18 protein-coding genes are annotated in these 25593 nt (G+C 44.7%); 8 read left to right on the top strand and 10 right to left on the bottom strand.

Annotated elements, in window-relative coordinates:
* Positions 1–284: 284 nt before the first annotated feature.
* The gene (locus D1B31_RS04515) at positions 285–1340 is read right to left on the bottom strand and encodes an AAA family ATPase (RefSeq protein ID WP_118919542.1); all 1056 of its coding nucleotides are present in this window, start codon (positions 1338–1340) and stop codon (positions 285–287) included.
* Positions 1341–1605: 265 nt separating this feature from the next.
* On the opposite strand from D1B31_RS04515, the gene D1B31_RS04520 reads away from it, so the two are divergent.
* Entirely contained in the window at positions 1606–2244 is a 639-nt protein-coding gene (locus D1B31_RS04520) for a superoxide dismutase family protein (RefSeq protein ID WP_158587453.1), read from the top strand.
* A gap of 129 nt (positions 2245–2373) precedes the next feature.
* On the opposite strand, the gene D1B31_RS04525 is transcribed toward D1B31_RS04520, so the two are convergent.
* The 7 genes from D1B31_RS04525 to D1B31_RS04565 all read right to left on the bottom strand — a co-directional run bounded on the left by D1B31_RS04525 (position 2374) and on the right by D1B31_RS04565 (position 14955).
* Complete coding sequence (locus D1B31_RS04525; RefSeq protein ID WP_118919544.1) at positions 2374–2874, bottom strand: DinB family protein; 501 nt, start codon at positions 2872–2874, stop codon at positions 2374–2376.
* A 291-nt stretch (positions 2875–3165) separates the two neighbouring features.
* Complete coding sequence (locus D1B31_RS04530) at positions 3166–4233, bottom strand: M14 family zinc carboxypeptidase (RefSeq protein WP_118919545.1); 1068 nt, start codon at positions 4231–4233, stop codon at positions 3166–3168.
* A 336-nt stretch (positions 4234–4569) separates the two neighbouring features.
* Positions 4570–5598, bottom strand: a complete 1029-nt coding sequence (locus D1B31_RS04535; RefSeq protein ID WP_118919546.1) for a lactonase family protein — start codon at positions 5596–5598, stop codon at positions 4570–4572.
* A gap of 220 nt (positions 5599–5818) precedes the next feature.
* On the bottom strand, positions 5819–7075 hold the full coding sequence (locus tag D1B31_RS04545; RefSeq protein WP_158587454.1) for a SoxR reducing system RseC family protein: 1257 nt from the start codon (positions 7073–7075) through the stop codon (positions 5819–5821).
* 330 nt (positions 7076–7405) lie between these two features.
* The gene (gene manA / locus D1B31_RS04555) at positions 7406–8347 is read right to left on the bottom strand and encodes a mannose-6-phosphate isomerase, class I (RefSeq protein ID WP_118919594.1); all 942 of its coding nucleotides are present in this window, start codon (positions 8345–8347) and stop codon (positions 7406–7408) included.
* Between the two features lie 192 nt (positions 8348–8539).
* A complete protein-coding gene (locus tag D1B31_RS04560) occupies positions 8540–9409 on the bottom strand; it encodes an ROK family protein (protein ID WP_118919550.1) in 870 nt (289 codons plus the stop codon).
* Positions 9410–9834: 425 nt separating this feature from the next.
* Complete coding sequence (locus tag D1B31_RS04565) at positions 9835–14955, bottom strand: GH92 family glycosyl hydrolase (protein WP_118919551.1); 5121 nt, start codon at positions 14953–14955, stop codon at positions 9835–9837.
* A 362-nt stretch (positions 14956–15317) separates the two neighbouring features.
* Here D1B31_RS04565 and D1B31_RS04570 point away from each other — a divergent pair, with 362 nt between their 5' ends.
* The 6 genes from D1B31_RS04570 (at position 15318) to D1B31_RS04600 (ending at position 22426) form a co-directional block, all read left to right on the top strand.
* Positions 15318–16769: a sensor histidine kinase gene (locus D1B31_RS04570; protein WP_118919552.1), complete on the top strand. Its 1452-nt coding sequence runs from the start codon at positions 15318–15320 to the stop codon at positions 16767–16769.
* Positions 16762–17562: a response regulator gene (locus D1B31_RS04575; RefSeq protein ID WP_118919553.1), complete on the top strand. Its 801-nt coding sequence runs from the start codon at positions 16762–16764 to the stop codon at positions 17560–17562. The genes D1B31_RS04570 and D1B31_RS04575 overlap by 8 nt, the downstream gene beginning before the upstream one ends.
* Positions 17563–17692: 130 nt before the next feature.
* Positions 17693–18985: an ABC transporter substrate-binding protein gene (locus D1B31_RS04580; RefSeq protein ID WP_118919554.1), complete on the top strand. Its 1293-nt coding sequence runs from the start codon at positions 17693–17695 to the stop codon at positions 18983–18985.
* 467 nt (positions 18986–19452) lie between these two features.
* Positions 19453–20376: a carbohydrate ABC transporter permease gene (locus D1B31_RS04585; protein WP_240035168.1), complete on the top strand. Its 924-nt coding sequence runs from the start codon at positions 19453–19455 to the stop codon at positions 20374–20376.
* Positions 20376–21197: a carbohydrate ABC transporter permease gene (locus tag D1B31_RS04590; RefSeq protein WP_118919555.1), complete on the top strand. Its 822-nt coding sequence runs from the start codon at positions 20376–20378 to the stop codon at positions 21195–21197. Before D1B31_RS04585 ends, D1B31_RS04590 begins: the two co-directional genes overlap by 1 nt.
* Positions 21198–21508: 311 nt before the next feature.
* The gene (locus tag D1B31_RS04600; RefSeq protein ID WP_118919556.1) at positions 21509–22426 is read left to right on the top strand and encodes an aldo/keto reductase; all 918 of its coding nucleotides are present in this window, start codon (positions 21509–21511) and stop codon (positions 22424–22426) included.
* A gap of 106 nt (positions 22427–22532) precedes the next feature.
* Here D1B31_RS04600 and D1B31_RS04605 read toward each other — a convergent pair whose 3' ends face one another.
* Entirely contained in the window at positions 22533–23570 is a 1038-nt protein-coding gene (locus D1B31_RS04605) for a M14 family zinc carboxypeptidase (RefSeq protein WP_118919557.1), read from the bottom strand.
* Positions 23571–24370: 800 nt separating this feature from the next.
* Here D1B31_RS04605 and D1B31_RS04610 point away from each other — a divergent pair.
* Positions 24371–25441: an ABC transporter substrate-binding protein gene (locus D1B31_RS04610; RefSeq protein ID WP_118919558.1), complete on the top strand. Its 1071-nt coding sequence runs from the start codon at positions 24371–24373 to the stop codon at positions 25439–25441.
* A gap of 70 nt (positions 25442–25511) precedes the next feature.
* Here the strand turns inward: D1B31_RS04610 and D1B31_RS25170 are convergent.
* Positions 25512–25593: IS3 family transposase (locus D1B31_RS25170; protein WP_142922562.1), on the bottom strand; the 82-nt coding region annotated here is incomplete at its 5' end.

Below are 25593 nucleotides of genomic sequence, written 5' to 3' on the forward strand. Positions count from 1 at the left end.
AACGAATACATTCATAGTGAGGCACTGGAATTGTCCCCTGCCTCACTGGCCATTTCAAATTAACAGCACCATTTGCTAGGATGAATCCCCCATCTTGGACGCCATAGCCTTCGATCAACCTCGGCAGCAGAAAAACAGCCATACAAGCGGTCCTACCTAAACTCCACCTCGAGGTAATAAGCAAAACTTATCGCAACTCACAAGTAAAACTCAAACTTAACACAGATGTCCATATTAGAGGCCAACTCTAAATGTCTCCATAAACTGTGGAATTTTTAAAAATCTTATTCACTTGTAACCGCAACTTCTCTCATTGCAACTTCAATCGGAGTGGAACTTTCCCGTTTTTCATCTGAAGTACTACTTTCAGATTGATTACCCTCATACTCAGTTTCGCCCATCATCATATTAAAATGTGCCGTATGCCCCTGAGTATCGAATATCTTCTTAAATACTTGGAAATACCTCTCTACTACATCCTCATTAGATTCAATATACAAATCATCACTAATATAATGCGAGCCATCATTTATCCAGGAAATTAATGACCGGCATCTCATTTTATCATCTAATTCAAATTTTTCTTCTAGACTGTCAAGATCAATATTGCCAAGGAATTTAAAATAATTCTCCAAAATTCTACGCATAACGTTCTGTATTGAAGCAAGACTTTGTTTATCTCTATTTATTAATTCTTTCCACAGGAGTTGATATGAAGTCTTAATTGGATTTTTATCATATGGTATTATATATGATTGATTATCTTTCTTTTTCACTATCCAATATCCGCCTTCACCATACGTCTTTTTGCCCTGTTTAAATGTTACCTCCTTATGGAAGTAAATGTTATGCGTAAGTATAATTAGTTGCTTGATATCCGTTTTATTATCTCTCATATCAATCATTATTTGTCTTACTAGACTACTTACCATAAAGAGAACATTACTATCTAGACTGGATATGGGGTCATCTATAACAACAACTTTTTCTGTTACTATATCTTGTTTATTATTACTTCCTTTTAATAACTGATAAAAGTATAGAAAAGTAATAAAAGTTCTTTCACCTTCACTTAAAGTTTCTTTTGCATCTTCACCATTATCTCTAATTATTTTGTAGTTACCTTTTTTTGAAGCTGTTGCTAGTTTGAAATTTTTAAATCCAAATGACTTTAGTATTCTATTTATTTCACTAACAGAATGTTCTACACCAAAGTCCATCCTATATATATTAAAAATCTTAATTCCTTCCAAATTCAACGCATACTTTCCTAGTGAGGCACCAGAACCGTCCCCTGCCTCACCCATTTGGGACAATTTTACGAGGAGTAAAATAATCATTAACTATTTCAGAGCAAGAATTTGGATTTATATGTTCCTTAAAAACCCCGGCTGGATTAACCGCCAGCAATTCTTCCTTCAATCGTAGAATATTTTGTTAAATAAAATCTCAAAAATGGAAGAGCAGGAAGGAAGGTTCATAAAAATTGTGACCTTCTAGACCAAAAGAATGAATTCTTTAATTTTCATAGCCCTTCACTTTATATTGTTATTTACTCCTGATAGTATAGTTGGAACATTCAACAAATATAGAAGGGAGCATAATATGAGTAAATTTTGGACGAAGCTTTTACTGACAATTTCTGTGATGATGGTGCTGAATGGATGTGCCTCAGGAGAAAAATCGGATGGCGAGAAAACGACAAATACAGGAAATAAAGCTGAGAAGAGCGCAAGCACAGAGGAACAACCACAAGCTAAAGCAGAACTAAAGGATGTTGAAAATAAAACTGTTGGCACTGTAAGCTTTTTTGCTCATGACAATCACGTTCAGATTGTCGCCAATATAGATGGCCTAGAACCGGGGCACCATGGTTTTCATATCCATGAAAAGGGTATCTGTGAACGTGATGCCAAGGAAGGTCCGTTCACAACCGCAGGCGGACATTTTAATCCAGATGGCAAAATGCACTCGGAACATGCTGGTGATTTGCCTTCCCTATATGTTAACGAGGATGGAACTGCTTCCTATTCCGCAACGTTCAATCGCTTAACCATTGATCAACTGAAAAGAGAAAAACTGGCTGTAATCGTCCACGCAAATCCTGATAACTTCGGCAATATACCAGATCGCTATCAAACAGAAGGAAAAACTGGCCCTGATGAAGCAACGATGAAAGCTGGGGATGCAGGAGACAGACAAGCATGTGGAGTGATTTTGAGTACAGCTGAAGATAAGAAATAATAAAGGATATTAAAAGAACCCTATACAAAGTTGTGTAGGGTTTCTCTATATTAAAACAGTTTTTTTCTTGTTCACAAAACTCCTCATTCTTTGTTATCAAAGCAATCCAATCCTTAACTTACACACCTGCTATTTAACAAGCCTTTGTTCTAACTCATCCTTTTGGCGCACGTGGTGACGAAAATGCATTCCGACTAAATCATACCATTCCCTTGCATTCAGCCAGCCGAACCCGCCATGCTCGACTTTATAATTGGGGTTAATATTATCCACTTCCGATTCCCATTGGCCCAATCTTAGAATGACAAGATCCATTCTATTGATAAGTTTTTCCCTGCTATCTGAATTATTTGGTGGGGCATTTAGTTCATCCGGTAACCTAATTTTAATTGGCGGAAACCCTCCATTCTTAAATAAACGTTCACCGAACTCCGTTTTCCCGAAGGGTTGCACCTCATTTAAGGTAGCACATGTCTCCATATTTTCTAGATACTCATGGGCAACAACGATTAAATGATCATACATTTGCCCAATAGACCAAACCCCTTCCTCAGATATATATCTTAGATGTTCCAAAGAATATTTTTGAAGCTCGTCTTTGTAAGAATTAATCAGTTTAAGGTCACTCAAATAAATCTCCTCCTTTGTAACAATTAACTCAACTCCAAAACTTACATTCTTTATATATCTTGTTATTCCATAGTCTATTATGGATACCTTCTTCAACAAATTTGCACCGATTATTCAATCCGCTAATAGATTTAACTATCACTCATTTTAACATAAATAGCCAATATCCCTCCTCTTCCCCCCTATATAACCATAAAAGAGGCAGTCCAGTTCTTTTACGAATCGGACTGCCTCTTGTTTTTTCATCTATCTATGGAGTTAGAAGCCCGAAAATTCCGGGTTTAGATCCCTCTATTCATCCGCTTCTTCTTCAGCCGCCCTGTTTTTTTGCTCAGGCAGAGTGTCCCAGAAGCTGATGTCTGCTTTTTCAATCGAGCCGTCAGCTATCGCCCTTACAGTTGCATCCAAAGTCTGGATGGTTTGCTTGATAAGATACCCATTGCTCTTTTGCCCCAGGGCATACGATTCAATGTAATGGTCGGACATCCCGCGCATCTCGAACAGGAGCGTTGAAATATCGTAACGGACAGCTGCTCCATTGCGGCCGATTCTTTCCTCAGAGCCCCCAACATATTTGCCTAGATGTCCCCAACCTCTGCTCTCAAGTTCATTATAGACAACGGCCCCAAGCTTCTTGGACCTCTCAAGAACCTCAGGTTTCACATTTCGGTTCGTCGGATAGAGGATGGAGCCGGAAACCAATTCTCCTTCCGTTTCACTCAACGTCCCCTGGTGGTGGAGGTCGATCATATAATCGATTTTGTACTTTTCGAATACCTTTTCATGGAGCGCGCGCGCTTCAGGCTGCATGGCTGATGGGGCTTTGTCATGCTCCCGGTTCAAATCCACATAATTGGCGTTGTAGCGCGTCAAGTGGCGGTCGCCGTCTGCAAGGTAATTATCCAGTGAGAAATTCACATCACCCATAGCACCGTCCGCATTCAGCATCGGAATAATGAGTACGTTTACATTATCCAGCACGCCCTTTGTTTTGCCGGTCCCCAGATGCTTGATAAATTCCATCGTGCCTTCGGTTGTAAGCTGTTCATTGCCATGCTGCTGTGTCAGGAACAAGATGGTCGGATTGGCAGGGTTGGAGATATACTTCGCCATGTAAATATCCCGGCCCTTGACCGTTTTGCCGATGACTTCAAGTTCCATTGCAGCCTGCTTCGCATCCTGGGTTTTCAGGTACTCAACCATGCTCTCATATGTATGCAAAATCGATGTCTGGATTGAGCCATTCCCCGCACTCGGACCATTGCCCACCGCGCCAGCCGGCAAACCAACCGCAGTAATTCCGCCAAAAGCCATCAACCCTGATAGAGAAAAAGCCAGAACCTTCTTCTTAATCTTCATCAAATCCCTCCAAAAATCACTTAGTTGTCTGAAACATCAGACAATATAAGCTTACTAGGTTTAAGGAGGAACTTTAAATAGACTAAAACAACCAATCGTTAGACGAATTTCGACACTCACAATAGGAGAAAGAGTTCATCCGCATCGGCAAAAAACCCATACAAAAGAAGGAGTTTCATCGGCTGCTCTTTAGGGTACTACAGAAGGCTTAAATGAAAAAACAAGCATAGAGCAATAACCTCTATGCTTGTCCGTGCTTGTTAATGGATAAAAGCTCCGGGTTCCTGCCCGTCCATGGCAAACCGGGACGGCGACCTCCCCCTAACCCAACCCTTCTCAAAACCTAACACAAACCGGATTCGGCACCAAAATATCCTTTTGCAACACTGTCAACCGGCCTGATTCCGCACTCCTCGCAAACAAAACTAGATTGCTCGATTTCTGGTTGGAGGCAATCAAATACTTCCCCGTTGGGTCAAAGGCAAAATCCCTTGGCCAATCGCCTTCCGTCGGCACCAGCTCAACCATGCTCAATTTCCCCGTTTCCTCGTCTACTTCGAAAACGGCGATGCTATTATGGCCGCGATTCCCCGCATATACAAAACGTCCGTCAGCGGAAACATGAATCGCGCTTCCCTGGTTACTTCCCTCAAAATCAACCGGCAACGTTGAAATCGACTGAATTTCCGAGAAAGTCCCGTCTTCATACGATAATACGATCACCTCGGAACTAAATTCCGTCATCACATACGCAATGGACGGGTTCCCCGGATGAAAGGCAAGGTGGCGCGGGCCACTTCCCGGACGCACTTCCAATCGGCTGGCTTCCACTAAAGACCCATCCTCATTTACACGGTATGTAAGCACCAAATCGCAACCCAATTCACAAACGGCCAGATACTTCCCATCGGGAGCCATCCCAGCGAAATGCGTGTGCGCCTTTTCCTGGCGTGGGTCCGGACCCGAACCCTCGTGATGGATGACAGAAACAGGCGAAGTGATCGCACCTTCCCTGATTCCATACGATTCAACCGTCCCTTTATGATAATTGGTACTGAAAACGAAACGATGCTCGGAATCCGTGCTTACATGGCAAGGCGGAGACCCCGCTGAAACCTCGGAATGAATGAATTCCAAGCCTTCCGATTTGATCGAAAACGCCGCCACACCACCCTCGTCCCCTTCCTTTATAACGGAATACAAGAATTTCCGGTCCGGGCTCAAGGTCAGATACGTCGGATTCCCGACCTCCGCAGCGACTTCAATATCCGTAATCGCGCCTGCCTCCGCATCCAGCACAAACGAATAAATCCCCTTGCTGTCGCCATTCGTATAAGTCCCAATATAACCCTTAAACTTACTCACACCAATCCGCCCCCTCTAAAAATGCATTAACCTCTATTGTACAAGTAACAAAGCGAAATACAAACTTTCCTACCTCCCGGACCTTTTTTCTGGCAAAAGAAAAACCTTCTAAAAGCAAAAAAACACGAAAGCCAAAGCTTCCGCATCCCAAAGTGAAGCACGGGGACGGTTCCAGCGCTTCATTCGACACCCGAATGAAGCAGTAGAACCGTCCCCTGCCTCAGTTTGTCTTCATGACGCCTATTGCCTTGTGCCCCCAAAGTACTTTTTCGACAATTTCTGATTTTTCCTTTTCGCATTCTACGATCAGAACGACCTCGGTTTGGGTCTTTTTGCGGAACCATTTCCTCCTCATAAAGATAAATGAAAGAACCAAACCCAGAACGCCTCCGAAGACGAGTCCGATCAATGCCCAAATGATTGGGCCCCAAGTCCAAATAAACCCGTAAATGCTCCCTAGCAACATAAAGATGCACCCCAAAATAAACGCTAATTCATATTTACTAGTAGCTTCTATATGTGTATTTTTCACATCAGGTAAATCAGGCGAATTCTTATCCAAGGGAGCAACAAAAATATGTTCTTTTGAAATTCCGTTTTGCTCCAGGTCGCTGAGTGCAAGCTCCAAAAAAGCGCTATGCTGAAAGGATGAAATAAAATGCATGACGCGACTTCCTTTCCTTTTGTTCGGCATCCTAAATTCCTTAGGTTGGAAATTTCTTTTGAGATACCTGGATTGTTCAATCTTAAATAACGAATTAGTGAATAAAATGTCCGAATACGTGCTACTGACAGAGGTTAAAATAATAGATGGGAAATTTAAAAACCACTGGGGATCAATGACGGAACCCGCAAGTTCAGTTGCTCCTTCAAATGTCAGAAGGACAGCAGGCAGTACATTTGAGTGATAAACAGTAAGAACAAAGCATATCGTCACAAAAAAACCGGTCGGAAGTCTATTCGCATAAACAGCACCTAAACCGGGCGTAATAAAGGACCAAAACACCCCGTTCCAAGGCTTTCGATAATCAAGAAAATTCACTTCAAGCGCCCCAATTTTGAAAGGCTTGATCGGCGAATCATTACGATCTGCCAGTCGCGAGAACTTATTCAAATCAATCGCAGTCGAATAACTGTCCCACATCGTAAAAATGTAAATACCCATATAGAGGAAAAACCAGCGAGTGTCAATCACCTCTGCCGCCAATTGGAAATCGCCAACCATCGAGTAAAAAATCGCTTCATTGACATGCGCCTTTACATTAATAAAAAACTCCCACGCCATAAGAAGCGCCCCGGAAAAATACTTGCACAAAGCCATATGCCCAGCACCCGGGAACGCAGCAGACCACCAAATAACCTGTAAGGGATTCCGTTCATAAATATAGTTGGTAATGTACGGTGATGTATGGGCTCTGGGACGACGCACATTATTAGAATACAAGCTTCCCATCTCACCCACCCCATCTGCAGTCATATGATTACGTATATAAAACTCCCTATAACATTATCCCCCTAAATAAGTAAAAATATCCCATATATCATCCACCACCAAACACCCCAACCCCTCCTCGCAAAAGAAAAACCTTTCGTCCAGCTCTTTTCAACAGTTCCCCAAGGCTCCCGCCAACTCCGCAATCCTTCCGATTCTTAGCCGAATCCCCCGGGGAAGCAAAGGGAAGCAAAGGGAAGCAAAGGGACGGTTCTACTGCTTCATTCGACACCCGAATGAAGCGCTGGAACCGTCCCCCTGCTTCACTTCAAAAAAACCACCCATCTTCAAGATAAGAGATGGATGACTGCTGGTTTACATATGAGATACAATGGCTTCCGCGTTGCCGGTAAGGTTGAATTGACCGAAGTCAGCAGGGAGTAAAAGATGATCTCCCTTTTTAAACGAATATTCCCGGCCGTCATGGGTGAGTGTCCCCTTACCGTCAATTACACTGACAAGCTGGAATGGCTGTGACTGCACGAGGCCTGCTGTTCCGTCAAGTAACCATTTTTGGACGGTGAAATAATCAGATTGAACGTAAGTCGTTATTTCCATATCGCCTTTCTTTTCTGTACGATACTTCAGCTCCGGCTCGACCTCGGGCACAGTTGTAACGGCAATCGATTGTTCAATGTGGAGTTCCCGAAGGTTGCCCGCGCTGTCCCGGCGGTCATAATCATAAACGCGGTAAGTCGTGTCGGAGTTTTGCTGGGTTTCCAAAATCACGATGCCTGTACCGATTGCATGGATTGTTCCACTTGGGACATAGAAGAAATCGCCGGCCTTGACCGGTATGCGGCGGAGCAAGTCCTCCCACTTTCCTTCCTCAATCATTTGCGCCAATTCTTCACGGGTCTTGGCATTATGGCCATACACTATTTCAGCCCCGTCTTTACAGTCAATGATGTACCAACACTCAGTCTTTCCCAAATCCTCCTCATGCCGTTTCGCATACTCATCGTCCGGATGCACTTGGACAGACAAATCTTGATCAGCATCAATAATTTTCGTCAGCAGTGGAAAACGGTCGCCCTCAACATGCCCAAACAGCTCGCGATGCTCGTCCCAAAGCTGTCCCAATGTCAACCCTTTCAACTCGCCAGTGGCAACGACACTTTGCCCATTGCTGTGTGCCGCAAATGCCCAACACTCTCCTGTCTGACTGGAAGGGATTTCATAGCCGAACGATTTCAGCCTCTCTCCGCCCCAAATCCGCTCTTTGAAAACCGGCTTAAAAAACAAAGGTTCACGAATCATTTGTCATCCTCCTGGAATTTACTCTCTATCATCTTAGCCTATTAATGGAAAACGTACCACGAGCATAGGATTAAACCTTTTTACCCAGTTGTGAAAAAGGAAGCAGCGGTAGATTCGCTACTTCCTTTATTGCTAACTTGTCCGAACACAACGGGATACTTTAATATGAGAATGCATGGTTGTTAGTTTTTAGCGGCTGCCTTCCAAAGTGGCTTGATGCGCCAGCATAAGCGCCCCTGTAATTCCGGCATCATTTCCCAACCCAGGACTTACAATATAGCTCGAAAGGTCCGGCAGTGAAACATAATCACGAAGAAGCTTAGGTAAATAGTGATAAATAGAGGAAAATACTTGCTTCTGATTCATCACTCCCCCTCCAAGAATAATCCTCTTTGGAGACAGGATTAAAATGTACTGCATGAGCGCCTGAGCCAAATAATAGCCTTCCAACTCCCAAACTTCCGCACGATCTACAAGATCCAGCCCTCTTGCACCCCAGCGTTCTTCAATTGCAGGACCAGCAGCAAGCCCCTCTAAACAGTCAGAATGATAAGGGCACTTCCCTTTGTACTCATCATCCGGATGGCGTCGGACAAGAATATGCCCCATTTCCGGATGGGACCAACCTTCAAGAATCTGCCCCTTTACAATGGCACCCGCACCAATTCCCGTACCAACTGTAATATACAAACAACTGTCCAGTCCTTTCGCCGCACCAAAGGTTACCTCCCCCAGTGCTGCAGCATTTACATCCGTGTTGAAGCCAATAGGAACCGATAGGGCCTCCCTCATGGCCTGGACAAAGGGATAATACTTCCAAGCAGTTTTTGGTGTAGAAGTTATGTAACCATAGGTTGAACTTTCCCGATTCACATCTATCGGGCCGAATGAACCAATACCAACCGCCTTTACGGAGTATTGCTTGAAGAATTCAATTACTTTTGCCATCGTTTCTTCTGGGAAAGTCGTTGGAATTTGAATTCGATCCGTCATCCTGCCAGTTTCATCACCAACAGCACAAACAAACTTTGTCCCGCCAGCCTCAATCGCTCCTAACATATAACTCCCTCCCACTAAGGGTATTTTAATAGTTAATTCTATCATGCAGCATATATTCAGGATATCATTGACAGATAGAAAAAGCCTTAAAACCGTATCTTCATCGCAAAATCCGAAGTAGGAATCACATCCAAAAGCTGTACAAACAAGAGGGCTGCCAAAGGTCAGTTTCCCGACTTTTTGGACAGCCCCTTTTTCACCAATACAGGTTGAACTTAATTTTTACACAAATTAGCCAAGGAAACAGGTTGATTGAAGCGGAAGGCACGAAGACTCCTGCGGGATGAAGCGGCAAGGTGGAGACCCCACAGGCGCCATAGCGCCGAGGAGACTCCACTGACGCCCCGCGGAAAGCGAAGTGCCTGAAGCGCAAATCAACCAAGATTCACCTAGAAAAGAAAATCTCTAGTTCAACCCTATATAGATTAATTAATTTTGTTGGTGGTATATAGTTGTTTTATTTGTTCCGGTGTGAGGGCTTGTTTATAGATTTTCACCTCATCAACCAATCCATTGACTTGCAGGCCACTCGGTCCCCAAGGTGCTCCTCCGATGATGAGAGGATTGTTATTTGGAGCAAGTGGATTTGGCCCGGCCGGGATGTTCACGACCTCTTCTCCATTAATGTAGCCGGCCAGTTTTCCGTTTTGTTTCCAAGTCAGCACCAAATGGGTCCATTGGTTGGCAGAAATGGCGCCCCGATTAAAACTGAACCTGCTGCCGCTAGTATCCCACGCTTCTGGGTACAGCCCGCCCTGCACGCCAAGGACAAAGCCGTTGCCGATGGTTGTTTTTCCAATTAGTTTTTGGTCGGCGCTTGGGTTTGCAAGATTGACCCATAGCCCGATCGTAAATTCATCATCGCCGTTTAACAAAGCAGAGGTTGGAATCTCCACATAACCGCCGTTCAAACGAAGCGCGTTTCCAAATTTCCCGGCCGCAAAGGAGGCGTTTCCTTTCAAAGCTCCATTATGTCCATATGGCGTAGCATCGGTTGCAACGGTACCACTGCTTTCATCGAAACTGAGCGATAAAACTGGTCCGGGATGGAGAGCCTTTACGACTCCAGTTAATTCATTGATTTTAATAGGATGCAAACCAAGCGGTACATTCGGGACCGTAAAGCTGACCGTCGTACGTTCACCCGCTTCCAGTGTAACGGACTTTGATTCTTTTAATGAGCCTTCATAATAAAAATCAATCGTTTTGTCGCCGGCTAAAAGCCCGATATTTTCAACATGTGCCGAGACGACTGCATCCCCACCCGGCTCAACGGCAGGGGCGGATAATCCTGATACTTCAAAAATAGGAACTTGATTCACTTCGTCTTTATTTTTCCATTGTCCTTTGCCAAGATTGCCGTTGATTAATCTCGCCACAGAGTAGCGAAGTGCGCTAACCTCCGCTGCCAGCACCTTTCTTGCTTCCAAACTGCTGTTCTCTGGATTGCTGTTAATAAATTTCAGCAGATCTTCTAGCTTCTTAGCGGATTGCGTAAAGTCTTCCTTGGCAAAATGGTCCTCAGCCTGAGTAAACTTGGCATTGAACTGAGTGGCGAGCGCGCCCTTCACATCCCCGGAGGCAAGATATTTCTCATATTGCTTTCTCACCTCGGCAAACTGCCCGGCGATCTTGTCATAACCAAGTAATTCGATTTCGGCAAAAGTGGTCGAGGCATCGCCGCCATTGCCGGTCACCCGCAGCCGGTAGAAAACATAGTCGCCCGGGTTTTGAATCGCAAATGGTTTTGTAAAGGTACGCCATTTAAAGCTGACATCCGAGCGTTTGTCGAGAACGGTCCATTCCTTGCCATCGTTTGAACCGATCAACTCCCAGCTCTTTGGATCCTGGGCTTGATTGTCACCGGAGGTAATCGTGTACATGACTGCCCTCTTAGGCCCATTATCAAATTTGTATTGGACCCAAGGCTGCGCTCCTGCGAGCGTAAGCTTCGTCGTTGAATCATTATCAAACAGCAGGCTGGCCACGCCTTGATCGCTATGCGACGATTTGCCGCTGCCTGTTATAGCCAAATCCTTTAACGGATCCGGGAGTAATGATGAGCCATCTGTTGAATGGTCCGTAATGGAAGTAGGCAGCGCCTCCTCGCCTGTTCCCCATTTGGACGGCTTGGAACCCATCTCAAATTCCAGGACAGCTCCTTCGGCCAACAGCTCGTGGGCAATTGTTGTCTTGTTGTAAGCTTTGCCATTCACTTTCAGGCTTTGCACATACTTATTTTGTTTACTTACCTTTGGCGCTTTAATGACGAGATCCTTTCCGTTTTCCAAATGAATCGTCATTTTTTTGAAGAAAGGCGCGCCAATCGCATATTCCGGCAGCCCCATTTGCAATGGATAAAAACCTGCCGCGCTCAAAATATACCACGCCGACATTTCCCCATTGTCTTCGTCGCCGGCATAGCCTTGGCCGATTTCACTTCCGATATAAAGGCGGGAAAGAATTTCACTCACCTTTTCCTGAGTTTTCCATGGCTGGCCGACATAGTTATACATATACGGAATATGGTGGGACGGCTGGTTGCTATGTCCGTACATGCCCATCCTGACGTCTCTGGCCTCTTTCATTTCATGGATGATGCCGCCGTAACCGCCCGGATGCAAGGCTGTTTCCGGTGTACTGAAAAATTCATCCAATTTCTTCGCTAGTTGGTCTCTTCCGCCATACAGATTGGCCAAGCCCTGGCCATCGTGTGGCACATGGAAGGCCATATTCCAGGCATTTGTTTCTGTAAAGTCTTGACCCCAATTTCTCGGATCAAAATCTTTGGCCGCATACCGCCAAGTCCCGTCAGGATTACGGCCCGCAAAGAACTCTACTTCTTTGTTAAACATTTCGACGTAATTTTGCGATCGGGCTATATAATACTCATAATCGGTTTTATACTGTTCGTATTTCGGATCATTTTTGTCTGTTTTTTCAAGCAGCGCTTTTGCGATATTGGCAATGCCAAAATCATTGATATAGCCGTCAAGCGCCCAGGACAATCCTTCGCCGGTGGACGTGCTTGTGTAGCCATTGAAGATAGATGTGGACAGACCCTTGCGTCCGACGCTTTGATCCCTGCTGTATACTGCCGCATTTTTCAGTGCGGACTCATAAAATGCATCGACATCAAAGTTCTTGATGCCTTTCAGATAGGCATCGGCAAAAGCTACATCCGAGCTCGTCCCGACCATCAAGTTGGCATAGCCCGGGGATGACCATCTCGACACCCAGCCGCCGTCCCGGTATTGCTGGACAAATCCGTCAATCATTTCCCCTGCTTGAGTTGGCGTTAATAAGGCGTAAGCCGGCCAGGTGGTCCGGTACGTATCCCAGAATCCATTGTTTACATACGGCTTTCCTTCAACAATTTTCGCTCCCGTTACTGTCGCTGTATTTTGCCCAGTTGCCGGGGAGAATGGGCTTGCGTATTTGTACACAGGATTTTCCTCTGTGCCCGTATTTTCGTACGCAATATTCGGGTACAGGAAGAGCCGGTACAGATTGGAGTACAACGTGACAAGCTGGTCCTCGTTTGCCCCCTCCACTTCAATAATCCCGAGCTTTTCATTCCAAAGCTGTTTTGCCCGTTCTTTGATGCTGTCAAACGTATCGGAAGCCTTTATATCCTGCTCCAGGTTTTTCTTTGCCTGTTCCACACTCAACAAAGAGGTGGCCATTTTCATGGTTACGGTTTTGTCCGCCCCGGACGTGTCAAATTGAACATACCCGGTCACATTGTTTCTTCCTTCACCGGTCAGCCTTTCACTTGCGGCAATCGGTTTGTCAAAAGTGGCGTAGACAAACATTCTCGTCGCACCGGTGGACAGCCCGCTCTTCACATCTGAATAGCCTGATATAGCATTATTCGCTACATCAATGGTTAATCCGCCGCTATTGTTGACGTTGTCAAAAATCAAACTGGAGGCATTGCCGGTAAACGTAAATTTAAACATCGCTGCCCGGTTGGTCGGCGTCATTTCGGTTTGAATGCCGTTTTCAAATGTAACGCCGTAATAATGAGGCTTGGCAATTTCATTTTCATGCTTAAAAGGAAGCGCCCTTGCTGAACGGTTGGCACTTGGTTTGGCTTGAGCCGACGGCATGACTTGGAATGTCTGCCGGTCGCCCATCCACGGACTTGTTTCATGGCTTAGAGAGAAGGCCTGCAAGACCGGAAGATTATCGGCGTTATTGCTCTGCTGGTAGCTGTACAGCCAGCTGGTTGAACCGGCATTCGTCATCGGCGTCCAGAAGTTGAACCCGTGTGGGACCGCTACTGCCGGGAAGTTATTACCACGTGAAAATGTGCCATTTGAGTTCGTTCCTCTTAAAATATTGACATAGTCAACCGGGCTGGCATATGTCTGTTTGACAGGGTTGGCAATGATGTGAATATCATCAATGCTTCCTTTAAAAACGCCCGGGCCGTTCGGATTATGATAGGCGACGAGGATGCGGTCAATTGTTTTGCCTTCAGCAGCTTGTCCGATGTTAGCCTCTTTATAGTTCCACTGATTGGCATAAAGGGTTTTCGATTCGCCTTGCGCCTTCGGATTTACGAGCACGTCATGCTGATCGTACGCTTTAAGTTCGCTCAAATAGGTGCCGTCCGTAAAAGCCAGATCAATTGAAACGTACGTACTGGAGTAATCCAGCTCATTTTTATCCATAAACTGCGGATGAATGAAATAGGAAAGCTGCATGTCGGGCGTTACCTTAATGTCGACATCATAAAGCTTGTTGTAGGCATAGCCTTCGCCTTTGGCTTCATGCCGGCCTTCATAGATGAGGGACTGGGTGCCCGTCCAGCCGGCCCTGGTTTTCCCGGTGTAGCTGCTTGTCGGGCCATCTCCGACAAATGCTTTCATGTCTGAGGGCGGCGGCGCTGGGACATCAATCCCGTTAGACAACGCCACTTCCGCCAATTGCGTCAGCCCGTCACCGTTATTTTTTGTAATCGTTACGCGGTAATGCAAATACTTGTCCTTATTTTCAAACTCATAAAGCTTACGTTCAAAACGGCTGGCAAATTTTTGGCCGGAACGTTTGTCCAGTTCGACCCAGTTGACCCCATCATTTGACCCGGAAAGCGTCCAATCTTGCGGATCGCGTCCTGGTGCATCATTTGCCGAGGTAAGCGCATATTTGACGATATTCTCAGATTCTGCAAAAGAAAATTGGAGCCAGGCGGTCGTTTGAAACGCCAGCCATTTTGTTTGCGGGTTTTGGTCAATTAACATGGATTCTACTTCATTTGGGGGATTGTTGACACTTGCAGTCACTTTAATTACCTTGTCGGTGATATCCCCTTGAATCGTATCGTAAGGAATTTCTCCGATCACCCCGGAGGTTTTCTTGTTGCCGTTTTGGTCTGTTTCTGAGGTGTTTTGCCAGGTTGGCTGTGGGTCATTCTTTTCAAAGGAAGTCATGAAGCTGCTTGTTGCTGCGGCAGCTTTAGTCTCAGATGCAGGAATCGGAGATGCGGGAAACATGGACAATAATAAAACGGTACAAAGCAAAGATGATAGCCTTTTCATTTGGAACCTCCCTGTCTATAATTCATAATTTTCTGAACAGTGCATCCAAAAAAAAATAAAACAACCAGCTCTGTATCATCTCCCTTCTTTAATAAAACCATTCCCTCCTTTATGAAAGCGTTTACTAACAATCATTATTGTAACACGTAAACAACCCCCACAAATCTGGATTTTCTTATCATTATCTGGACATTTTTGCGAAAAGCACGGTGCCTTTCTGGCCCGTCACCTTTTTCTGTTGGCAAAATGGGCCAAGGCAAACAAGGGACAGGTTCTTCCCAGTTAAAGGATTTCGGGTTATGCTTAGTATGGCATGAAAGCGGTTTATCCGGGTAATTTAGACTGCTAGAGGAGGGGCTGCCGTGTTTTCGATTCGGACGAAGATGATTGTGTATTCGATGGTGCTTGTGTTTCTTTTGAACGGGGTAGCATATTTTCTGTATCAAAACAGCCAAGAGTCCGGTGATCAATATAATGCACTTCTACAAAGGTTTTTTCTATTAAATGACCTTTCGATGAGCTCGAGAAATGTGTACGATTCGCTAAATGCCTATTTGCTTGACAGTTCACCGGAAAAGGCGCAGAACTATTGGGCTAACCGTGAAAAATTAAAAGATTTGCAAGCGCACTTAGGATACCAGATGGAGCACGACACAGCTGTTAAAAACTATTATTACTTAATCGAAAGTTTTCTCGAAGAATGCGCTGGTCTCCACAATTCCTATAACCGGAAAGAAGCCGCTGTTTTTTCCGGACAACTGACAGAACTATCGCGGATTTCAATGTACATACAAGAAGCAACCTTGTCATTAATTAACAATGAATTAACAAACTATCAAACTTTCTATAAGGACATGCATCGTAAAAATGAATTGTTCAAGACAATCGGCATCTCCATCTTTACGGCATCAATTTTGCTCAGCATCCTGTTCGCCCTCTGGTTTTCCAATGGAATCACAAGGCCGATTACCCTTCTATCAAAAGCGGCAAGGGAAATTTCATCCGGTAAATTCGATGGCGCCGATGTGAAATCTATGACAAAGGATGAACTGCGTTTTCTCACAGAAACATTTAATAATATGCGCAGGAACATTCACCGCCTCATCCTAGAAATCAAGCAGAAATCAGAACTCGACGCGTTATTAAAAGAAATGGAGTTAAAAAGTTTGCAAAATCAAATCAATCCCCATTTTCTTTTTAACACATTAAATACCGTTTCCAAAATGGCCTACATTGAAGGTGCGGAAAAAACAAGCGATTTAATTGATTCAGTGGGCGCGCTATTAAGATATAATCTTGGTAATCTAGATAAACCGACCACATTGAAGGACGAAGTTTCCGTGGTCCAGGAATATTTTTTCATTCAACAAACGCGATTTGGCGACCGGGTCCAGTTTAAGAAAGACATCGACGAAACTTGTCTCTCCCTTCCCATCCCCATTTTAACGCTGCAGCCAATTGTCGAAAACGCCTTTATTCATGGCGTGGAATCATACGAATCTGATGCACTTCTGAGCCTTCATGTTTATCGGCGGGCCGGCAGCGTGGTTGTCGAAGTCATCGACAATGGGGTTGGCATGGATGAATGGACAAAAAAACGATTGCTGCAGCCGGATGGAGGACTGCCCGCAAGCCAAAAGCCTTCCGGTCATGTGACAGGGCTCGGACTTCAAAACGTGATTAAACGGCTGCAATTATTTTATGGACAAGAAACAATCATCGAAATCGACTCCAAGCTGGGAGAAGGAACAAGCGTCAGGCTGCTCCTGCCAGTGCCCGCCGAAAAGGAGGTTCTGAGTAAAAACCATGTATAAACTATTAATTGCTGAAGATGAAATTTTGGAAAGGCAAGCACTGAAGATGATTATCTCTGCCAAAATAAAAGAGATTGGACTCATCATCGAGGCCGAAAATGGGAGAAAAGCGATTCAACTGGCCGATCAGCATACCCCTGACATTATCCTGATGGATATCAAAATGCCTGGAATTGATGGCATCGGTGCCGTCAAGGCAATCAAAAAACACCACAGTGATACAAAAATCATCATGCTGTCCGCCTTTAACACCTTTGAGTATGCCCGGCAAGTTATGCAGCAGGGTGTGAAGGAATATTTAGTAAAGCCGGCCCGCAAGGATGAACTAATCGCCGCAATTGAGCGGGTGTTGTCGGAAATCCAAAAAGAAAGACGGGAAAAGCAGGAACAAGCAAACCTCCGTGAAATCGTGCAATGGGCCATCTCCCCCGAGGAGAATGATGGGCAACTGATGTCCGATGATAAAAAATTGCGGCGGGCCAGAGCATTTATGGAAGAGAATTATGCCCAGGCAATTTCTTTAGAGGACGCGGCGGAGCATGTTGGTTTAAGCCCTTTCTATTTAAGTAAATTGTTTAAAGAGCATTTTTCGGTAAATTTCATTGATTACCTCACCCAGCTGCGGGTAGAAAAAGCAAAGGCTTTGATGCTTAATCCGACCCATAGTTTAAAAGAAATTTGCTTTAATGTCGGGTACAAAGACCCGAACTATTTTAGCCGCGTCTTTAAAAAATCCACCGGCCTCTCCCCCAGTGAGTATCGAAGACAAGTGCAATTGAGAAAAAAAGAATAGAACAATATGTGAAAATCACAAAAAAATGAAGGTGAAAACAAAAGATTGAAGGTAATTCTTGTCTATCGGTCTGAATATTCATGATATATTTCTATGGAAGGGCTTTCACAAAAAAAGAGGGGGGAATTTGGTGAAAAAGAATTGGTCAATAATTCTAACGATTTTGCTTGTCTCTGTCTTGGCTTTAGCAGGATGCAGCTCCGATTCAACATCTGGAGAGAAAAACACCGGCAAAGGAAAGAATAAAGAAGCCACACTGGACATTTTTAGCTGGTGGACAGGGGCAGGAGAAGAAGATGGATTAAAAGCTTTAATTGAACTCTTTAAAGAAAAGCACCCCGATGTAAAAGTTGAAAATGCGGCAGTTGCAGGCGGAGCGGGAACGAATGCGAAAGCAGTCCTTGCCAGCCGGATGCAGGGAAATGACCCACCCGCAACCTTCCAGGTCCACGGAGGAGCCGAACTGAATGAAGGCTGGGTGGCAGCAGGGAAAATGGAAGCTCTCGATGATCTTTATGATGCTGAGGGCTGGAAAGAAAAGTTCCCACAGGAATTAATTGATCTGGTCAGCAAAGACGGTAAAATCTATTCCGTTCCGGTCAATATTCACCGCGGAAACGTACTCTGGTACAACAAAAAGATTTTCGCTGACAATAACTTGGAAGCGCCGAAATCATTCGACGATTTCTTCAAAGTGGCAGATGCGCTAAAAGCAAAAGGGATTACTCCGCTTGCCCTTGGCGACAAGGAGCCATGGACAGCGACTCATCTATTTGAAAGTGTCTTATTAGGAACAATGGGTCCGGACAACTTCAAAAAGTTATGGACAGGTGAAGTCGGCTTTGACGATCCAAAGGTAAAAGAAGCAGCTGAAATCTTCAAAAAAATGATGGCTTACGTGAACGAAGACCATAGCTCCAGGAACTGGCAGGATGCTTCCCAATTGGTGGGTACAGGTGAGGCAGCGATGAACGTCATGGGTGACTGGGCAAAGGGATATTTCTCCAATGACTTAAAACTGAAGGCAGATGAAGATTTCGGCTGGGTCGCAACACCTGGCACAGATGGCATGTTTATGGTCATCACCGACACATTCGGATTGCCGAAGGGTGTAAAAAATCCGGAAGATGTTAAGAAATGGCTGGCCGTCTTAGGTTCAGTGGAAGGACAGGATGCGTTTAACCCCTTGAAGGGCTCGATTCCTGCTCGAACTGATGCCGACAAGTCGAAATACGATGTCTATGGCCAACAAACCATCGATGATTTCAAGACATCCAGCCTGGCTGCAAGTATTGCCCACGGTTCCGCGGCACCAGAAGGATTTGTCACAAAAATGAACCAGGCGATTAACATTTTTGTTACCCAGCAGAAGGTTGATCAATTCATCGAATCATTAAAAGAAGCGGCAAGTGAACTGAAGTAATAAGGAATGAAGCGGGAAGAAGGGAAACCTCTCTTCCCCGCTTTTTTTAAAAGAAGTGTTAATCTTAGCGGTTGATTTCCACTGCGCAAAGGAAAGCTTCCAAGAATAATCTTCGCAGAGACAGGCGGTTTGTGCCTGTCACGAGGCACACGCTTTCCGCGGGGCGTCAGTGGAGCCTCCTCGGCGCCAATGCGCCTGTGGGGTCTCCACCTTGCCGCTGCAGCCCGCAGGACAAACAGCTTCCTCGAATAGGCTTTGCACGAAGGAAATGCGACAGCATTTTCGAGGAGTCGGTGCCCTCCGTTCCAATCAACAATAGTCTTATCTTCAACACAGCCTTTTAAAAAAATGATTGAAATGGAAAAACGGACAACATGTTATGACAATTCAAAGCAAGGAGGAGAAAATGACCTGTGAAATCGAGTCCAGTTGTACACCAGGAAGCTAAACCATTTGTACGGAAGCAATTGAAAGGAAAACGGCCATTGATCCTCAATGACCGGGTTAAGGCCTTTCTATGCCTCCTTCCTTCCATTATTCTGATTATGGTATTCGTCTATGGCTTTATCGGCTGGACCGGATACGTCTCTCTAAGTAATTGGAACTCTCTTGTACCTGATTTTTCATTTGCCGGATTAAAAAACTATGCTTTTTTATTCAATGATTATCGTTTTCAAGCGGATTTGCGTAACACCCTCTTTTTCACCTTGTTTTTTATCATAGCTGTTCTGGCATCGGGACTTTTGCTGGCCATCTTATTGGACCAGAAGATCCGCGGGGAATCGCTGTTTCGCAATATTTTCTTTTTTCCAATGGCCTTATCCTTTATTGTGACTGGTGTTGTCTGGCAATGGCTGCTGAATCCCTCGACCGGTGTAAACTTGTTGTTGAAAAAATTCGGTATGTCTCCACTGTGGTATACAAGTGTCAAAGTGATTCCGGGTGTGGAATGGGGGAAAATAGAATTTGGCGTCCCGGTTGCCATCATTGCCGTTGTCATTGCGGCGATGTGGCAAATGACAGGGTTTTCGCTTGCCATGTATTTGGCTGGACTGCGCGGGATTCCCGAAGAATTGCGTGAGGCTGCAAGGATGGATGGGGCTTCGGAGCTCCAGGTCTATACGAAGATTATTCTTCCATTATTAATGCCAATTACGGTAAGCGTCATTATCATCATGGCTCATATTTCGCTAAAGATTTTTGATTTGATTTACGCGATGACCGGGCCGGGGGCAAACTTTGTGACCGATGTACCCGGGATGTATATGTTTGAAACAACCTTCCGCGGGAACTACTACGCCAATGGCGCGGCGATAACGATCATTATGCTGTTGTCCGTCGCCATCTTTATCGTCCCTTATTTGATTTCGAGCAGAAAGGGTGGTTCCTGATGACGATTCGTGTGGTGACCCGCCCGATTCTATATATAATTTTGATTGCGTTTAGTTTGTTCTTTCTAATGCCTGTTTATCTGATGTTCATCACAAGCCTGAAGCCGCTTGATCAGATTACACTGGCGCAAATGTGGGAGCTGCCGAAAGCCATTGATTTTACAAGCTATCATTTAGCATTCACCAAGCTTGCCCCGAACTTTATGAATTCTCTCTATCTGGTCTTTCCGGCGACAATTCTTTCGGCTTTTTTGGGAGCGCTGAACGGTTATGTCCTGTCCAAGTGGAAGTTTAAAGGGGCGGACTGGTTGTTTACGGCCGTATTATTCGGGATGTTTATCCCGTATCAAAGTATTTTGATCCCATTAATCCAATTTTTGCGGGAAATTGGACTGTACAATACCATTCCGGGGCTGGTGCTGGTTCATGTTGTCTACGGCATTCCAATCACGACCTTGATGTTCCGCAATTTTTATGCAAGCGTGCCAACTGAAATGATTGAATCGGCGCAAATCGATGGAGCCGGATTTTTCACGATTTTCCGCTATATCATGCTGCCGCTCTCGATTACCGGCTTTGTGGTGGTCGGCATTTGGCAGTTCACCAATATTTGGAATGAGTTCCTGTTTGCGGTGACAATTACGACGTCTGACCAGCAGCCTGTAATGGTCGCGCTCCAGAACCTTTCCGGAAGCCAGATTGTCCAATGGAACGTGCAAATGGCCGGCGCCATCCTTGCCGCCCTGCCGACTCTGCTAGTATACATTTTCCTTGGGAAGTTCTTCGTAAAAGGGCTGCTTGCAGGATCGGTAAAAGGATAAACATTGTAAAAGTCTCCAGCGAAAAGGGAATTCGGGCAAAAAAGCGTAAAGCTCTTACATAGCACGATATAGACCTTATTAGCAAGGCGTCGATGTTCTTGTTATTAATCCGACTGCCTCAGCAGCTGTCGTTCCGGCAATCGAATCTGCAAACAAAGCAAAAATTCCAGTCATCAAAGTTAACCGCAGTGCTGAAGCCTTTTCTTCTTCACCCATCCCTATATTCAGTACTTTTTACTTTGGTGTAGTACTATTAAAAATGTACAATTCTCTATACAGTATCAATTCTAGAATTGGAGGACGACCAACCTATGAGAACCATTAAATTAGGGACCAGTTCCCTGGAAGTGCCTGTTGTTGCAGTTGGCTGCATGCGAATTAACTCATTGGACAAGGCAGGCGCTGAGAAGTTTGTGCGGACTGCCATAGAAGAAGGTGCAAACTTTTTTGACCATGCCGATATTTATGGGGGCGGTGAATGCGAGGAGATTTTCGCTGATGCGGTTGGAATGAACGATGATATCCGGGAGAAAATGATTCTTCAGTCCAAGTGCGGGATTCGTAAAGGGATGTTCGATTTTTCAAAGGAGCATATTCTCGATTCAGTCGATGGAATTCTGAAAAGGCTTCGTACAGATTATTTGGATGTCCTGCTTCTACATAGACCGGACACGCTTGTGGAGCCTGAAGAGGTGGCAGAAGCTTTTTCAATCCTGGAGGAGTCCGGGAAGGTGCGCCATTTTGGTGTCTCCAACCAAAACCCGATGCAGATTCAGCTGCTGCAGAAATATGTGAAGCAGCCGATTGTCGCCAACCAGTTGCAGTTAAGCATCACCAATGCAAACATGATTTCCCAGGGATTTAACGTGAATATGGAAAATGAGTCAGCAATCAACCGTGATGGAAGCGTTCTGGATTTCTGCAGGCTGAATGATATCACAATCCAGCCTTGGTCGCCGTTCCAGTACGGGTTCTTCGAAGGAGTATTCCTTGATAACGACAAGTTCCCGGAACTAAATGAAAGAATTAACGAAGTCGCTGCTGCCTATGGCGCCAGCAACACGACAATTGCAATCGCCTGGCTGCTCCGCCATCCGGCAAACATGCAGCCAGTAACCGGCACAATGAATATTAATCGGCTTAGAGACTGTATCAGGGCAAGTGAAGTCCGCCTTACACGTGAAGAATGGTACAGTATCTACAGAGCGGCAGGAAACATTCTTCCTTAAATCTCACATCCAAAAAAACCAGCAGCCTCTCATGGGCAGCTGGTTTTTTAAATGGAATCAATATTAAAAACTTGCTAAACTGAGTGACGATCACACTTCCGATTGGTTAATAACTATAATGCTGCTCCGGAAGGTTGTCGTATATGGCTGGGTCTGTTGAGTGAATTGATCCGTTGGCAACGGCCTTGGCGGTTGAGTCCATGGCTGTAAATGCCTGTTTTATGAGATATCCGTTTGATTTTTGGCCCAAGACATATGGCTCATAGGAGTGGTCGGCCATGCCCCGCATTTCGAACAGGATGACGGAGATATCATACTGAAGTGCCATCGCATTGGATGCAACTGCTGTATTAGTCGATGGCTCATCGTATTTCAGAACAAATCCCCACCCTTTGGAATTTGTACTTTCGACAAGCACAGAGGCAAGCTTTTTGGAGCCCAGCAACACATCAGGCTTCACATTTGGATGATAGGGAGCAAGCACCGAACCTGAGGTCAATTTACCGAAATAATCCTCTTGTGTCCCTTGATGATGAAAATCAATCATGTAATCAATTTTATACTTTTGAAGGACATTCTTGTGCAACGCCTGTGTTTCCGGTGCCACCTTTCTTACGTGGTCACGGTTGAGGTCAATTCTGTCCGCATTGTAGCGGGTTAAATGACGTCCGCTGGCCATGTAGTTATCAAGTGAAAAATTCACATCCCCCATAGCACCATCGACATTGATCATAGGAACAATTAGAATATTTACTTTCTCTAGCATTTCCCGAATGTTTTTTGAATTAGAGCCCAGATGGCGTATGTACTCAAGTGCTCCTTCAGTGGTTAACGCTTCGTTACCGTGCTGTTGGGTCAGAAAAAGGATGGTTGGGTTTTCCGGATTGGTCCCGTACTTGGCTAGAAAGAGGTCACGTCCTTTTACTGATTGGCCAATCACTTCCAGTTTCATATGCTTCTGTCTTTGGTTCTCTTTCTTTAGAAAATCAGCCATTTCCTCATAGGTGGTCAGCCTTGCAGTTTGTACCGTTTCATTCCCATTAACGTCTGGACCGTTCCCGATAGCAAACGCTTGTCCCGCAGGTATCAGACCGGAACTGGCTATCGCTACAGATAATGACAGTGCAAGTAACTTTCTCTTCACCTGAATTCCCCCTTTTTAATATCATAAATGTTGAACCCTATTTATTATATAGGAGGTTACAATTAAATATCAATAAATTCAAAAGATTCAGATATAAATGAATCTAAATGACTAAGAATATTGGCCTACTTCACATATCTATGCGGATGGTGAAACCGACTAATTAAATTACTTATATGCTTCTACTGGTTTTTCTGCAGTTTTTGTCTGGATTATTTCATCAAACTATATAAGTAGCAGGATAAGCCATCCAGCTACTTATGAGTCAGAAAAAAACATATCTCAATTTACTGGGCCTTTGCTTCATAGATTAACGACTTAATTTCAATAAAACTTCGCTTCCCCATTCCTTCCTTTCATTCCAACAATACAGCCAACAAGCCTCCAACTTACCTCCACTCCCCCTCAAAATTCCTTTTCAAATTTATAGGAAGAAAATATTTCCCCAATCCCATCTGAATATCCATCGACCCCGCCCCAATGAAATGACCGATTTCTAGTTTTCTTCAGCCGTCTGCCAACCCTTCACCCCTTCTGGCAAAAGAAAAACCTTCCGTGTCCCTCAACACAATGGCCTTTCAAAGGCTCCCGCCATCCCAGCCCGCGTCTGGCAAATCGTTAACCCCATCCGACTCCTTCCAGAATCGAGCGATTCATTCACAGTGAGGCAGCAGAACCGTCCCCTGCCTCATCCCCTCTATTTTCCGCCATATGAAACGGCAGGAAGTTGGACTATTCCTATGACAGCGCTTTCTATTAAAATGAAATGGAGGTTTACAATCCACAAAGGGGGAAAAAGGATGAAAAAGAAACGATTAAGCCTGTTATTGGTCTTATTGCTCTCAGTATTCACAGTATTATCAGCTTGCTCATCATCCTCAGATAAGAAGCCTGCATCCAATGCAGCAGAAAATAAGGGGAAGCAAGATAGCAAGCCACAAGGCAAGTTAACAGTATATGTAGGGTTTCAAGAGGATCATGCGATTGAAGCTATGCGCCAATTTACGAAAGACACTGGGATTGAAGCAGAAATGGTTAGAATGTCCGGTGGGGAAATTTTAGCAAAAGTTTTAGCTGAAAAGGATAATCCGCAAGCCGATATTTGGTATGGCGGCCCTTCAGATACATTCAATGCTGCCAAAAAGGATGATTTGCTAGAAGCATATGTTTCCCAAGAAGCTGCAAAGATAGATGAAAGATACAAAGATCCAGAAGGTTATTGGACAGGCATTTATATGGGTGCCTTAGGCTTTGCCTACAATAAGGACTTTATTAAAAAACATAATATAGACCCGCCAAAAAGCTGGGAAGATCTACTCGACCCTATCTACAAGGGGCAAGTTGTAATGGGCAATCCAAGCTCATCAAGTACGGCGTACACAGTCATGTATACTATTTTGAAAGTAATGGGCAGTGAAGAGAAAGGGTTCGAGTACCTGAAAAAGCTTCATGCACAAATTCAACAATACCCAACAAGCGGTACGGCCACTGGACGAATGGTTGGTATGGGAGAGGCTGCTGCAGGGTTGATTTTTGCCCATGATATCGTCAAATACCAGGAAGAAGGCTTCGAGTCATTAGGAATAGCTTTCCCTGAAGAGGGCACAGGTTACGAGACAGGTGCTGTAGGAATTATTAAAAACAATAAAAATCCAGAACTGGCCAAGAAATTCGTCGATTGGGCGTTAAGCAAAAATGCACAAGAGGTTGGCCAACGGACAGGCAGCTATCAAAGCTTAACGAATCCAGATGCAAAACAACCAGAGAAAGCGATTGATTTCAGCCAACTGAATCTAATCGACTATGATTCGGAAGAAGCAGGCAGAGAGCGTCAGCGGTTAATTGAAAAATGGAACAAGGAAGTTAAATAATCATAAGAAGAGCCTGTCGGTTGAATGAACTGCCCCCTGTCAAGTAGACAGTGGAAATAATAAAAACAAGCTAAGCGGCTTTAGTCCTGTATTCCATGGGGCTAAGGCCGTTTAATCGTTTTTGGTATCGATTATGATTATAAAAGTGTATG

It is taken from the genome of Neobacillus notoginsengisoli (assembly GCF_003515685.1).
Lineage (GTDB): Bacteria > Bacillota > Bacilli > Bacillales > Cytobacillaceae > Bacillus_D > Bacillus_D notoginsengisoli.